Genomic DNA, 14043 nt, shown 5'->3' with positions numbered 1-14043 from the left:
ACTTTCAGCTCAAAAGTCGCCGGTCAATGCCCGCGAGACGGGGCTTGAGGAGAATGCGGCGACCATAACAAGGAGAACCGTCCATGAAACGCACCCTGACAGCCCTGGCCGTCATCGTCGCCGCGGCTGCCGCTGGCGCCGCCTGGTACAGCGAAAGCAAGAAGCCGCTGCGCGACGGCGAGCTGGCCCTGGCCCACCTGCAAGCCCCCGTGACGGTGCGCTACGACGAGCGCGGCGTGCCTCATATCCAGGCCGGCAACGAAGCCGACCTGTACCGCGCTCTCGGCTTCGTCCACGCCCAGGACCGCCTGTTCCAGATGGAAATGCTGCGCCGCCTGGCGCGCGGCGAACTGGCCGAAGTCCTCGGCGCGCGCCTGGTGGACACCGACCGCCTGTTCCGCACCCTGGGGATTCGCGCCCACGCTGACGAATACGCCCGCAAGATGGACAAAAGCAGCCCCGCCTACAAAGCACTGGCGGCGTACCTCGATGGCGTCAACCAATACCAGGACCGCCGCCCGGCGCCGGTGGAGTTCGACCTGCTGGGCATCGAGAAGCGCCCCTTCACCGTCGAAGACACCCTCTCCGTGGCCGGCTACATGGCCTACAGCTTCGCCGCCGCCTTCCGCACCGAACCGGTGATGACCTACGTGCGCGACGAGCTGGGCGCCGATTACCTGACGGTCTTCGATATCGACTGGCATCCCGAAGGCGTGATCCGCCAGCCCCTGGCCAGCGCCGACTGGCAAGGGCTCAACCGCCTCGCCTACCTCAGCCAGCAGGCTCTGATGGAAGCCGGCCTGCCGCAGTTCGAGGGCAGCAACGCCTGGGCGGTGTCGGGCAGCCGCACCGCCAGCGGCAAACCGCTGCTGGCAGGCGACCCCCATATCCGCTTCGCCGTACCGGCGGTCTGGTACGAAGCGCAACTGGCCTATCCGGGCTTCGAGCTCTATGGCCACCACCAGGCGCTGAACCCGGTTGCCTCGCTCGGCCACAACCGCCAGTTCGCCTGGAGCCTGACCATGTTCCAGAACGACGACCTGGACCTGATCGCCGAAAAGACCAATCCGAACAACCCGAACCAGGTCTGGTACCAGGGCAACTGGGTGGACATGGAAAGCCGCGAGGAGACCATCCGGGTCAAGGACGGCGATGCGGTGAAGCTGACCCTGCGCCGCTCGCCCCACGGTCCGATCATCAACGATGCGCTGGGCGTGGCCGGTGGCAAGACGCCGATCGCCATGTGGTGGGCCTTCCTCGAAACCGAGAACCCCATCCTCGACGCCTTCTACGAACTCAACCGCGCCGACAGCCTGGACAAGGCCCGCGCCGCCGCCGGAAAAATCCACGCCCCGGGCCTGAACGTGGTCTGGGCCGGCGCCAGCGGGGACATCGGCTGGTGGGCCTCGGCCAAGCTGCCGCAGCGCCCGGACGGCGTGAACCCCACCTTCATCCTCGACGGCAGCAAGGGAGAGGCGGACAAGCCGGGCTTCCTGCCCTTCAGCGCCAATCCGCATGAAGAGAATCCCGAGCGCGGTTACATCGTCTCGGCCAACTACCAGCCCTTGTCGCCCACGGGCGTGGCCATTCCTGGCTATTACAACCTGCCGGAGCGCGGCCAGCGCCTGGACCGCAAGCTGGCCCAGCCCGGGGTGAAGTGGGATGTGCAGAACAGCCAGGCGCTGCAACTGGACACCGGCAGCGGCTATCCGGCAAAGCTGCTGGCGCCCATTCTCGATGAGCTGCGCGCGGCGGCAGGCAACGAACAGGAACGTGCCCTGGTGGAACAGCTGGCCAACTGGGACGGTGACCACCGACTGGACTCGACAGCTGCCACCCTGCTCAACCAGCTCACCTTCGAACTGGCCAAGGCAGCGATGCACGACGAACTCGGCGACGCTTTCTTCGACAGCCTGCTGCAGACCCGCGTGCTGGATGCCGCACTGCCCCGCCTGACCGCCGATGCCACCTCGCCCTGGTGGGACAAGCGCGACACCCCGCAGAAGGAGAGCCGCGCGGAAGGGATCAAGGCCGCCTGGCAGGCCAGCCTCGCGCACCTGAAGAAAACCCTGGGTGAAGACAGCTCGAAATGGCTCTGGGGCAGCGCCCACACCCTGACCCACGGTCATCCCCTGGGCCAGCAGAAGCCGCTGAACCTGCTGTTCAACGTCGGTCCCTTCGCCGCTCCCGGTGGCCACGAGATCCCCAACAATCTGTCCCACCGCGTCGGCCCGGCGCCCTGGGAAGTGTTCCACGGCCCCTCCACCCGGCGCCTGGTGGACATGGCCGACGCCGAACACGCCCTGGGCATCAACCCGGTCGGCCAGAGCGGCGTACCGTTCGACGGTCATTACAAGGACCAGGCTGAGGCGTACATGCGTGGCGAGTACGTGCCGATGCACTTCGCCGAGGATGAGGTGGAGGCCAATAGCCGGGAGGTGTTGAAGCTGGTGCCTGGGAACTGAGGCGCGCGGTAGACCATCCTCAGGCATCCTACGAACTGCACCACCCCTCTCCCGGAGGGAGAGGGGGGAATACATCAGGCGCCGCTGTGCCTGCCCTGAATCACCTCAAACCCGCTCCAACGCCTGCGCCAAATCCGCGCGCAGGTCGTCGACGTCCTCCACCCCCACCGACAACCGCACCAGCGAGTCCCCGATACCGATCTCGGCGCGCGTTTCTGCCGGGATGCTGGCGTGGGTCATGATCGCCGGGTGCTCGATCAGGCTCTCCACGCCGCCCAGGCTCTCCGCCAGGGTGAAGACACGCACGGCTTCGAGGAAGCGCTTGGTGCCGGCCAGGTCGCTGCGCAGGTCAAGGGAGATCATGCCGCCGTAGCCATGCATCTGCCGTCGGGCCAAGGCGTGCTGCGGGTGGGACTGCAGGCCAGGGTAGTAGACGCGCGCCACTTGCGGCTGGTGTTCGAGCCAGTAGGCCAGCTCCAGCGCATTGCTGCAGTGCCGCTCCATGCGCAGGGCCAGGGTCTTCACGCCGCGCAGGGTGAGGAAGGCGTCGAACGGACCGGCGATGGCGCCCACCGCGTTCTGCAGGAACCCCAGGCGCTCGCGCAGCAGGTCGCAACGGCTGTCGGCCGAGACGACGGCGATGCCGCCGATCACGTCGGAGTGGCCATTGAGGTACTTGGTCGAGGAATGCACCACCACATCGAAGCCCAGCTCCAGCGGGCGCTGGGTCCAGGGACTGGCGAAGGTGTTGTCGGCCACCAGGATGATGCCGCTCCCCTGGCAGAGCTCCGCGATGGCCTCCAGGTCGGCCAGGCGCAGCAACGGGTTGCTCGGGGTCTCCACCCAGAGCATCCGCGTGTCGTCCTGGATGGCCGCCTCGATGGCGGCGATGTCACTGAAGTCGACGAAGCTGAAGCGGTGCCCGGCGCTACGCTGGCGCACCTTGTCGAAGAGGCGGAAGGTCCCGCCGTAGAGATCGTTGCTGGAAAGAATGTGGGAGCCGCTTTCCAGCAGCTCCAGCACGGTGCCGATGGCAGCCAGTCCGGAGGCGAAGGCGAAGGCCTGGCTGCCGCCCTCCAGGTCCGCGACGCAGCGCTCCAGGGCCCAGCGGGTGGGGTTGTGGGAGCGGCCGTAATCCAGGCCCTTGTGCACGCCGGGGCTGGACTGGGCATAGGTGGAGTTGGCGTAGATCGGCGGCATGATGGCGCCGGTGGACGGGTCGGGAGTCTGCCCGGCGTGAATCACGCGCGTGGCGAAGGCTCGTTGGGGCGTGTCGTCCTGCTGGCTCATGCAAGGGTCCTCCGCAGGTGGTTGAGCAGGTCGGAGCGGGTGATCAGGCCGTGGAAGCCGGATGCATCGGCGATGATCGCCACCAGGCCGCGGTCGAGTTCTTCCTGCAGCTCGGCCAGGCTGGCGCCCGGCGCCAGGGTCTCCAGGCGCGTGGTCATGACGCTCGCCACCGGCTGACGGAAGTGTGTGGCGTCGGCGTATACACCGAGCAGGATGTCGGACTCGTCCACCACCCCCACCAGTTGCCCATCCCGGAGCACCGGCAGTTGCGAGACGTCCGCCAGGCGCATGCGCTGGAAGGCGGTGAGCAGGGTGTCGTCCGGCCCCACGCTGATCACCCGGCCGTCCTCGTAACGCCGCGCGACGATGTCGCGCAGGTCGCCGTAGCGCTTGCGCGCCAGCAGGCCCTGGTCGGTCATCCACTGGTCGTTGTAGACCTTGGACAGGTAGCGGGTGCCGGTATCGCAGACGAAACTGACCACGCGCTTGGGGGTCTTCTGCTCACGGCAGTAACGCAGCGCCGCCGCCAGCAGGGTGCCGGTGGAGGAGCCGCCGGGGATGCCCTCGGCGCGCAACAGTTCGCGGGCGTGGGCGAAGCTCTCCTCGTCGCTGATGGAGTACGCCTGGCGCACGCTGGACAGGTCGGCAATGCCGGGAATGAAGTCTTCGCCAATGCCTTCCACCGCCCAGGAGCCGACGGTGCCCAGGGTGCCGCTGCGCACGTACTCGGCCATCACCGAACCCACCGGGTCGGCCAGGACCATTTCCAGATCGGGCTGCACCCGACGGAAGTAGCGGGTCAGACCTGTGAGGGTGCCGGCGGAGCCGACGCCGACCACGATGGCGTCCACGTCCTGCCCGGTCTGCTGCCAGATCTCCGGGCCGGTGGTGCTTTCATGGGCCAGGGGGTTGGCCGGGTTGTTGAACTGATCGGCGAAGAAGGCGCCGGGAATCTGCGCCGCGAGGCGTCCGGCCAGGTCCTGGTAGTAATCCGGGTGGCCCTTGCCCACGTCGGAGCGGGTGATGTGCACTTCGGCGCCCATGGCCTTCAGGTGCAGCACCTTCTCGGTGGACATCTTGTCCGGCACCACCAGCACCACCCGGTAGCCCTTCGCGCGCCCCACCAGGGCCAGGCCCAGGCCGGTATTGCCGGCGGTGGCTTCGACAATGGTTCCGCCGGGCTTGAGGCGACCATCGCGCTCGGCACTGTTGATCATGGCAACGCCGATGCGGTCCTTGATGGAACCGCCGGGGTTCTGGGATTCAAGCTTGAGGAAGAGGGTGCAGCGACCGGTGTCGAAGCGGGTGACCCTCACCAATGGAGTGTTGCCAATCAGGTCGAGCACCGCGGGGCGGACATCTTTGACCCTGTTCATGGCGTCACCTCCTTGCGCGACCAGGCACGGGGCAAAGCGAGCGCCCCACGCTGGAACATAGGCCGCGCGGCGGGTGACCGCCATGGGTTCCGACGAAGGGGTCAGTGCATCAGGTGAGATGAGGCTGTGGGGGCGAATTCATTCGCCAAGGGGTGCGCAGCGCCCCCGCCGGACATCGCAGGTCGGACCTGTCGGTCCGATTAGCGAATGAATTCGCCCCCACAGGTGTTCAGCGGCCCACGAGGGGGAGTGGGCTCAGCGGGCGTTCAGCACCGACACCTGGGTGTTCAGCGTCCAGAAGTCGTAGAGCACGCCGAGCAGGAAGAAGCCGCCGGTGAGCAGGTAGAGGATGCCGCTGATCCACTTGCCCTGGTACATGCGGTGCACGCCGAAGACGCCGAGGAAGGTCAGCAGGATCCAGGCGACGTTGTAGTCGTACTGGCCGGGGTTGAAGCGCAGGGAAGCCTCGCGGTCCATGGAGGGGATCAGGAACAGGTCGATGATCCAGCCGATGAAGAACAGGCCCAGGGTGAAGAACCAAATGGTGCCGGTCACCGGCTTGCCGTAGTAGAAGCGGTGGGAACCGAGGAATCCGAAGATCCACAGCAGATAGCCGATGACCTTGCTGTGGGTGTCCTGACGGGTGTTCATGCTGCCTCCTGCAGGCTGTGGATGATGGGTCGGCCTTGCAACTTACATGAAGAAGCCCGCCTAGGCGGGCTTCTTCATGGGCGCGGCGCTTAACGGAAGCGGCGCCCCGGGTTTTCTTCGGAAACCTGCAGGGACAGGCCGTCGCTCATGTGCTGGAGGTGCTCACCATCGGTCTCCGAGCCCAGCTTGATCATCAGGCGAAGGTCGTTGGCCGAGTCGGCGTAGAGCAGCGCATCTTCGTAGGTGATCTCACCCTGGGAGTAAAGATTGAACAGGGCCTGGTCGAAGGTCTGCATGCCGTGCTCGGTTGAACGCTTCATCAGGGCCTTGAGCTCATGCACCTCGCCCTTGCGGATCAGATCGGCGGCCAGCGGCGTGTTGATCATCACTTCGATCACCGCGCGGCGGCCCTTGCCGTCCGGAGTCGGCACCAGTTGCTGGGCGACGATGGCCTTGAGGTTCAGCGACAGGTCCATCCAGACCTGTTGCTGCCGGTCGGCGGGGAAGAAGTTGATGATGCGGTCCAGCGCCTGGTTGGCGTTGTTGGCGTGCAGGGTGGCCAGGCACAGGTGGCCGGTTTCGGCGAACGCGACGGCGTGGTCCATGGTCTCGCGGGTCCGCACCTCGCCGATCAGGATCACGTCGGGCGCCTGGCGCAGGGTGTTCTTCAGGGCCACCTCGAAGGACTCGGTGTCGATGCCCACTTCACGTTGGGTGACGATGCAGTTCTGGTGCTGGTGGATGAATTCGATGGGGTCTTCGATGGAGATGATATGGCCGCTGCTGTTCTTGTTGCGGTGGCCGATCATCGCCGCCAGGGAGGTGGACTTACCGGTACCGGTGGCGCCGACGAAGAGCACCAGGCCGCGCTTGGTCAGCGACAGCTTCTTGAGGATTTCCGGCAGCTTGAGTTCGTCGATGGTCGGGATGTTGGTCTCGATCCGGCGCAGCACCATGCCAATCAGGTTGCGCTGGTAGAAGGCGCTGACGCGGAAGCGGCCGACGCCCCGCGCGCTGATGGCGAAGTTGCATTCGTGGTTTTCGGCGAACTCGCGGCGCTGCTGCTCGTTCATCACGCCGATCACGGTTTCCCGGGTCATTTCCGGGGACATGGCGTTCTTGGTCACCGGCATGATCTTGCCGTTGACCTTCATCGACGGCGGCACACCCGCCGTGATGAAGAGGTCGGAACCGCCTTTTTCCACCATCAGACGCAGCAGTTTCTCGAATTCCATGACGTTCTCGCAGTGAAGGTCCGGCGCCGGTCAGGCGGGTCAGAAGTTTTCCGGGCTCTTGGCCTTTTCCCGGGCGCTCTCGCGGCTCACCAGGCCCCTGGCCACCAGGCCCTTGAGGCACATGTCCAGGGTCTGCATGCCGAGGGAGCCGCCGGTCTGGATGGCGGAATACATCTGCGCCACCTTGTCCTCGCGGATCAGGTTACGAATGGCCGGGGTGCCGATCATGATCTCGTGGGCCGCCACGCGGCCGCCGCCGATCTTCTTCAGCAGGGTCTGGGAAATCACCGACTGGAGCGATTCGGAAAGCATGGAACGGACCATGGACTTCTCTTCGGCGGGGAACACGTCCACCACGCGGTCGATGGTCTTGGCGGCGGAGGTGGTGTGCAGGGTGCCGAATACCAGGTGGCCGGTTTCCGCGGCGGTCAGCGCCAGGCGGATGGTTTCCAGGTCCCGCATCTCGCCCACCAGGATGATGTCCGGGTCTTCACGAAGGGCCGAGCGCAGGGCCTCGTTGAAGCCCAGGGTGTCGCGGTGCACTTCCCGCTGGTTGATCAGGCACTTCTTCGACTCGTGGACGAATTCGATCGGGTCTTCCACGGTGAGGATGTGGTGGTACTTGGTGCTGTTCAGGTAGTCGAGCATGGCCGCCAGGGTGGTGGACTTGCCCGAGCCGGTCGGGCCGGTGACCAGCACCAGGCCGCGGGGTACGTCGGAGATCTTCTTGAAGATCTCGCCCATCCCCAGGTCTTCCATGGTCAGCACCTTGGAGGGAATGGTCCGGAACACGGCGCCGGCGCCGCGGTTCTGGTTGAAGGCGTTGACCCGGAAGCGCGCGACACCTGGCACTTCGAAGGAGAAGTCGGTCTCGAGGAACTCTTCATAATCCTTGCGCTGCTTGTCGTTCATGATGTCGTAGATCAGCGCGTGCACCTGCTTGTGATCCAGGGGCGGCAAGTTGATCCGGCGTACATCGCCGTCGACACGGATCATGGGTGGCAGGCCGGCAGAGAGATGCAGGTCCGAAGCGCCCTGCTTGGCGCTGAAGGCAAGCAGCTCAGTAATGTCCATGGGACTCCCCAATTCACATCAAGCGGTTAGAATGCCGCAGACCCCACTCAGGCCGGGCTGTAGAGCGCAGGTAATGTCCACGATAGCAGACAATATTGCAAAGGTTCGCGCGCGTATCCGTGAGGCGGCGCAAGCCTCTGGACGAGAATTTTCGAGCATCGGCCTGCTGGCCGTGAGCAAGACGAAACCCGCCGAAGCGATCCGTGAAGCCTTCGCCAGCGGTGTGGCCGATTTCGGCGAAAACTACCTTCAGGAAGCCCTGACCAAGCAGGCCGAGCTCACCGACCTGGCGCTGACCTGGCATTTCATCGGCCCCATCCAGTCGAACAAGACCAAACCCATTGCAGAACATTTCCACTGGGTGCACTCGGTGGACCGCCTGAAGATCGCCGAGCGCCTCTCCGCCCAGCGTCCGGCGCACCTCCCGCCGCTGAACATCTGCCTGCAGGTGAATGTCAGCGGCGAGGCGAGCAAGTCCGGCTGTGCCCCCGAGGAGCTGCCGGCACTGGCCGCCGCCGTGGCCGAGCTGCCGAACCTGCGCCTGCGCGGCCTGATGGCCATTCCCGAACCGACTGAAGACCTCACGGCCCAGCACGCCGCCTTCGCTCGCCTGCGCCAGTTGCAGGAAGCACTGAACCCCTCCCTGGACACCCTGTCCATGGGCATGAGCCATGACCTCGAAGCGGCCATCGCCGAAGGCGCCACCTGGGTGCGTATCGGCACCGCGCTGTTTGGCGCCCGCGACTACGGCCAGCCCTCGCATTAATAAAGGAAGCATTCATGAGCACTCCCCGCATCGCATTCATCGGCGCCGGCAACATGGCCGCCAGCCTGATCGGCGGCCTGCGCGCCCAGGGCGTCGCCGCTGACCACATCCGTGCCAGCGACCCGGGCGCCGAGCAGCGCGCCAAGATCGCCGCCGGGCACGGCATCGAGGTGGTGGAAAGCAACGCCGAGGCCGTGCAGGGCGCCGACGTGGTGGTCCTGGCCATCAAGCCCCAGGTCATGAAGAGCGTCTGCCAGGCCCTGGCCCCCAGCCTGAAAGACGGCCAGCTGGTGGTGTCCATCGCCGCCGGCATCACCTGCGCCAGCCTTGCCGCCTGGCTCGGCCCGCGCCCCATCGTGCGCTGCATGCCCAACACCCCGGCGCTGGTCGGCCAGGGCGCGAGCGGTCTTTATGCCAACGCCGAGGTCAGCACTGCCCAGCGCGAGCAGGCGGAGCAGCTGCTGTCCGCCGTGGGTATCGCCCTGTGGCTGGATGAGGAAAAACTGATCGACGCCGTGACCGCCGTGTCCGGTAGCGGCCCGGCCTACTTCTTCCTTCTCATGGAAGCCATGACCGCCGCTGGCGAGAAGCTCGGCCTGCCCCGCGCCACCGCCGAGCAGCTGACCCTGCAGACCGCCCTGGGCGCCGCGCGCATGGCGGTTTCCAGTGATGTGGACGCCGCTGAACTGCGTCGTCGCGTAACCTCGCCCAACGGCACCACCGAAGCGGCGATCAAAACCTTCCAGGCCGGCGGCTTCGAAGCCCTGGTGCAACAGGCCCTGAGCGCCGCCGACCGGCGCTCGGCCGAACTGGCCGAACAACTGGGCCAATAAGGAGCCTTTCTCGATGACCGGACTCAACACCGCCGCCATCTATGTGATCCAGACCCTCGGCAGCCTGTACCTGCTGATCGTCCTGCTGCGCTTCATCCTGCAACTGGTGCGCGCGGACTTCTACAACCCGCTCAGCCAGTTCGTGGTGCGCGCCACCAAGCCGCTGCTCAACCCGCTGCGCAAGATCATCCCCGGCTTCGGCGGACTGGACCTCGCCTCCCTGGTGCTGGCCATCCTGGTGCAGCTGCTGCTGATGATCGTCACCCTGACCCTGATGGGCTACGGCGTCGGCGGCTACCTGCTGCAACTGCTGATCTGGTCGATCATCGGCGTGACGTCGCTGTTCCTGAAGGTGTTCTTCTTCGCCCTGATCATCAGCGTGATCCTCTCCTGGGTCGCTCCGGGCAGCTACAACCCCGGCGCCCAGTTGGTGAACCAGATCTGCGAACCCTTGCTGATGCCCTTCCGCAAGCTGCTGCCGAACCTCGGCGGTCTGGATATTTCGCCGATCTTCGCCTTCATTGCACTGAAACTGCTGGACATGCTGGTGATCGGCAACCTCGCCGCCATGACCGGCATGCCGCAGATCCTCAGTCCCTTCCTCTGATGAGCTGGTACCGCTGGGCGGGCGAGGACCTGATCCTCGACTGCCATCTGCAGCCCAAGGCGAGCCGTGACGAGTTCGCCGGGCTGCACGGCGAGCGGCTGAAGATCCGCCTCACCGCGCCGCCGGTGGAAGGCAAGGCGAATGCCCATCTCATGGCGTTCCTGGCGGCGGCCTTCGGCGTCGCCAAGTCCCAGGTGAGCCTGGAAAGCGGCGAACTGAACCGCCAGAAGCGGGTGCGAATCCAGCGCCCGCGCATCCTTCCCGACCTGCCCGGACTAACCGCTCGGCAGTCCTGACCTACCTTAAGGCGGGCGTTGCCTCCAGGGCGATTGACGCCCGATACCCGAGGCGCATAATGCCGAGCAATGACAGGCTGGCACTCTGCCTTTACCCGCCCGGAGCAAGTCTCTGGATATTGTGGTGCGACCGCCAGCGTCGTCGACAACCCGAATCGATCTTCGTCCATCCCCGTACGCAGGAAGCGTGATCCCGAGGAGAGCCTGAATGAGCATGGAGCGTCTCAGTCAGCAAGTCGACGCCTACGTAGCCTGGAAGCGGGAGCTTTTGCGGGAGATCACCCGCTACAGAAGCTGGTTGGAACACAACCGGCTCAACTCCGACGCGCTCTCCGCCAAGCTGGAACGGGTCCAGCGCCTGCTCCGCACCGACCACATCACCCTGGCCTTCGTCGGCGAGTTCTCCCGCGGCAAGACCGAACTGATCAACAGCCTGTTCTTCTCCGAATTCGGCCAGCGCATGCTGCCGTCCCAGGCCGGGCGCACCACCATGTGCCCCACCGAGCTGTTCTACGACCCCCGCTCCGAGCGCTCCTACATCCGCCTGCTGCCCATCGAGTCGCGCACCGCCTCCGCCAGCGTGGCGCAGTTCAAGCGTGCGCCGCGGCACTGGGTGAACATTCCCCTGGACCCGAGTGACCCGGACAACATGATCCAGGCCTTCGCCCAGGTGGCGCGGACCAAGCCCATGCCCGTCGAGCAGGCCATCCAGCTGGGCTTCCACCCCGACATGCTGGACCCCACCGGCCGCCCCGGCGAAGTGCTGGTGCCGGCCTGGCGCCATGCCATGGTCAACTTCGACCACCCGCTGCTGCGCCAGGGCCTGCGGATCCTCGACACCCCCGGTCTGAACGCGCTGGGCAGTGAACCGGAGCTGACCCTGTCGATGCTGCCCAGCGCCCAGGCCATCGTCTTCCTGCTCTCCGCCGATACCGGCGTCACCGCCAGCGACATGAGCGTGTGGCAGCAGCACATCCGTCAGCTGGACGAGGACACCCAGGCCCATCTCTTCGCCGTGCTGAACAAGATCGACGTACTCTGGGACGACCTGGCCGGCGACACCTTCGTGCAGAACGCCATTCGCCGCATCCAGGAAACCACCGCCCGCCAGCTCGGCATCCGCAGCGATGAAGTGCTGCCGCTTTCGGCCAAGCAAGCGCTGCTGGCCAAGGTGCGCAAGGACGGCGACCTGCTCGCCCGCAGCCAGATCGGCACCCTCGAAGCGCTGCTCTGCGAGCGCATCGTCACCCAGAAGGAGCGGCTGATCGAAGACAACGTGGCCAACCAGATGATGGCCCTGCTGCAGAACAGCCTGCACGTGCTCAACCTGCGCCTGGAAAAGGTCCGCGAGCAGCAGTCGATGCTCGACAACCACCATCAGGACAACGGCCAGATGCTCTTCGAGCTGACCGCCCGAACGAAGGAAGACCACGCCCGGCATCACCGTCGCCTGCTCAGCCTGAAAACCAACCAGCGTCTGCTCAAGCGCCAGGGCGACATGCTGCGCAGCGCCTCGCGAGCGGAACGCCTGGACGAACACCTGGCGCGCCTGCGCCGCGAGCTCACCGGCAGCTGGACCACCCTGGGCATCAACCAGGGCATCCTGCATTTCTTCCGTGCAGTGGAATTCGACCTGCACAGCCTCGAACACGAGGCCGAGATGGCCAACAAGATGGTCTCGGCCATCTACCGCCGGCACAACGACGAGAACCCGCTGCACGGGGTCGATGCACCGCTGTTCCATGTGCAGCGCTACCTGCGTGAACTCTCCCAGCTACGTGCCAAGGCCGATCAGTTCCGCCGGCATCCCAAGACCCTGCTCACCGAGCAGCGTCAGCTCGGCAAGCGCTTCTTCGAGACCCTGGTGCAGGAAGTCATCCGTATGCACCAGCGCCTGCGCCAGGACGTCGCCCAATGGGCCAGCGACGCGCTGATGCCGCTGATGCAGCACACCCTGGAGCACAAGCAGCTGCTGGAAACCCACATGCTGCGGCTGAAGGCGCTGGCCCAGGAAACCCAGCTCACCCGCCAGCGCGGCCAGCAACTGGGGCGCTACACCGAGGAACTGGAGCAGCAGATCGCCCAGGCCAACGAGATGCTCCGCACCTTCCGCCTGCCCTCCCCCATGCAGCGCATGGGCAAGGTCGTCAACCTGCCGCTGGCGCCCCGCCGCCACCGTGGCGGCGAGTCCGCCTGAACCGGCCCCGAGCCTGATTATTCAACGCCTTAGCCGCCGCCCCACGCGCTTGCCGCTGGGGGCGGCGCTCTTTAGACTGGCGCCCTTCCCAAATCAAGAGCAGGGTCGCGATGCCCACCGCCATTCCCGCAGATTCCGTCGGACTGGTCAGTCCCCAGGTGCAGCGCTTCAGCGAGCCGCTGGCGCTGGCCTGCGGCCGCAGCCTGGCCGACTACGAACTGGTCTATGAAACCTATGGCGAACTGAACGGCGCCCGCAGCAATGCGGTGCTGATCTGCCATGCACTGTCCGGCCACCACCATGCCGCCGGCTACCACAGCATGGAAGACCGCAAGCCGGGCTGGTGGGACAGCTGCATCGGCCCGGGCAAGGCCATCGATACCAACCGATTCTTCGTCGTCAGCCTGAACAACCTCGGCGGCTGCAACGGCTCCACCGGTCCCTCCAGCATCAACCCGGCCACCGGCGCCCCCTTCGGTGCCGATTTCCCGGTGATGACGGTGGAAGACTGGGTCAACAGCCAGGCACGTCTGGCCGACACCCTCGGTATCCAGCAGTGGGCCGCGGTGGTGGGGGGCAGCCTCGGCGGCATGCAGGCCCTGCAGTGGACCATCAGCTACCCCGAGCGTGTGCGGCACTGCCTGGCCATTGCCTCGGCGCCCAAGCTCTCGGCGCAGAACATCGCCTTCAACGAGGTGGCCCGCCAGGCCATCCTCACCGACCCGGAATTCCACGGCGGGCATTTCCAGGAACAGGGCGTGATCCCCAAGCGCGGACTGATGCTGGCGCGCATGGTGGGCCACATCACCTACCTGTCGGACGACGCCATGGGCGAGAAATTCGGCCGCGGCCTGAAGACCGAGAAGCTCAACTACGACTTCCACAGCGTGGAGTTCCAGGTGGAAAGCTACCTGCGCTACCAGGGCGAGGAATTCTCCGGTCGCTTCGATGCCAACACCTACCTGCTGATGACCAAGGCGCTGGACTACTTCGATCCGGCGGCCGCCCATGACGGCGACCTGTCGCGCACCCTGGCGGTGGCCAAGGCGGACTTCTGCGTCATGTCCTTCACCACCGACTGGCGCTTCTCCCCGGCCCGGTCCCGCGAGATCGTCGACGCCCTGACAGCGGCGCGCAAGAACGTCAGCTACCTGGAGATCGATGCGCCCCAGGGCCACGACGCCTTCCTCATGCCGATCCCGCGCTACCTCCACGCCTTCAGCAGCTACATGAACAGGATTGCGGTGTAACCC

The 14043-nt window shown here is 65.8% G+C and carries 12 protein-coding genes; 7 read left to right on the top strand and 5 right to left on the bottom strand.

Features of this window, described 5'->3' with window-relative positions; translation table 11 throughout:
- Nucleotides 1–83 precede the first annotated feature (83 nt).
- On the top strand, nt 84–2465 hold the full coding sequence (locus TQ98_RS00755; protein WP_044871043.1) for a penicillin acylase family protein: 2382 nt from the start codon (nt 84–86) through the stop codon (nt 2463–2465).
- A 105-nt stretch (nt 2466–2570) separates the two neighbouring features.
- Here TQ98_RS00755 and TQ98_RS00750 read toward each other — a convergent pair whose 3' ends face one another.
- From TQ98_RS00750 to pilT, 5 genes are all read right to left on the bottom strand, one after another.
- Entirely contained in the window at nt 2571–3755 is a 1185-nt protein-coding gene (locus TQ98_RS00750) for a PLP-dependent aspartate aminotransferase family protein (RefSeq protein WP_044871042.1), read from the bottom strand.
- Complete coding sequence (locus tag TQ98_RS00745) at nt 3752–5131, bottom strand: pyridoxal-phosphate dependent enzyme (RefSeq protein WP_044871041.1); 1380 nt, start codon at nt 5129–5131, stop codon at nt 3752–3754. The genes TQ98_RS00750 and TQ98_RS00745 overlap by 4 nt, the downstream gene beginning before the upstream one ends.
- 255 nt (nt 5132–5386) lie before the next feature.
- Nucleotides 5387–5782, bottom strand: a complete 396-nt coding sequence (locus TQ98_RS00740) for a TM2 domain-containing protein (protein WP_044871040.1) — start codon at nt 5780–5782, stop codon at nt 5387–5389.
- A gap of 89 nt (nt 5783–5871) precedes the next feature.
- The gene (locus tag TQ98_RS00735) at nt 5872–7017 is read right to left on the bottom strand and encodes a PilT/PilU family type 4a pilus ATPase (RefSeq protein WP_044871039.1); all 1146 of its coding nucleotides are present in this window, start codon (nt 7015–7017) and stop codon (nt 5872–5874) included.
- Nucleotides 7018–7056: 39 nt separating this feature from the next.
- Nucleotides 7057–8091 carry a type IV pilus twitching motility protein PilT gene (pilT, locus tag TQ98_RS00730; protein ID WP_044871038.1) on the bottom strand — a complete coding sequence of 345 codons (1035 nt, stop codon included), beginning with the start codon at nt 8089–8091 and terminating at the stop codon, nt 7057–7059.
- A 73-nt stretch (nt 8092–8164) separates the two neighbouring features.
- On the opposite strand from pilT, the gene TQ98_RS00725 reads away from it, so the two are divergent.
- From TQ98_RS00725 to TQ98_RS00700, 6 genes are all read left to right on the top strand, one after another.
- Nucleotides 8165–8857 (top strand): YggS family pyridoxal phosphate-dependent enzyme, encoded by a 693-nt coding sequence (locus TQ98_RS00725; protein WP_044871037.1) that lies wholly within the window; start codon nt 8165–8167, stop codon nt 8855–8857.
- Between the two features lie 14 nt (nt 8858–8871).
- Nucleotides 8872–9690: a pyrroline-5-carboxylate reductase gene (proC, locus tag TQ98_RS00720; RefSeq protein WP_044871036.1), complete on the top strand. Its 819-nt coding sequence runs from the start codon at nt 8872–8874 to the stop codon at nt 9688–9690.
- A 13-nt stretch (nt 9691–9703) separates the two neighbouring features.
- A complete protein-coding gene (locus TQ98_RS00715) occupies nt 9704–10297 on the top strand; it encodes a YggT family protein (RefSeq protein WP_044871035.1) in 594 nt (197 codons plus the stop codon).
- Nucleotides 10297–10593 (top strand): DUF167 domain-containing protein, encoded by a 297-nt coding sequence (locus TQ98_RS00710; RefSeq protein WP_044871034.1) that lies wholly within the window; start codon nt 10297–10299, stop codon nt 10591–10593. The genes TQ98_RS00715 and TQ98_RS00710 overlap by 1 nt, the downstream gene beginning before the upstream one ends.
- Before the next feature lie 208 nt (nt 10594–10801).
- Nucleotides 10802–12790 carry a dynamin-like GTPase family protein gene (locus tag TQ98_RS00705; RefSeq protein WP_044871033.1) on the top strand — a complete coding sequence of 663 codons (1989 nt, stop codon included), beginning with the start codon at nt 10802–10804 and terminating at the stop codon, nt 12788–12790.
- A 110-nt stretch (nt 12791–12900) separates the two neighbouring features.
- Complete coding sequence (locus TQ98_RS00700) at nt 12901–14040, top strand: homoserine O-acetyltransferase (protein WP_103102832.1); 1140 nt, start codon at nt 12901–12903, stop codon at nt 14038–14040.
- Nucleotides 14041–14043 lie beyond the last annotated feature (3 nt).

It is taken from the genome of Pseudomonas sp. LFM046, assembly GCF_000949385.2.
In the GTDB taxonomy this organism is placed as follows: Bacteria; Pseudomonadota; Gammaproteobacteria; order Pseudomonadales; family Pseudomonadaceae; genus Metapseudomonas.
This window is presented reverse-complemented; position numbering and strand designations above follow the sequence as displayed.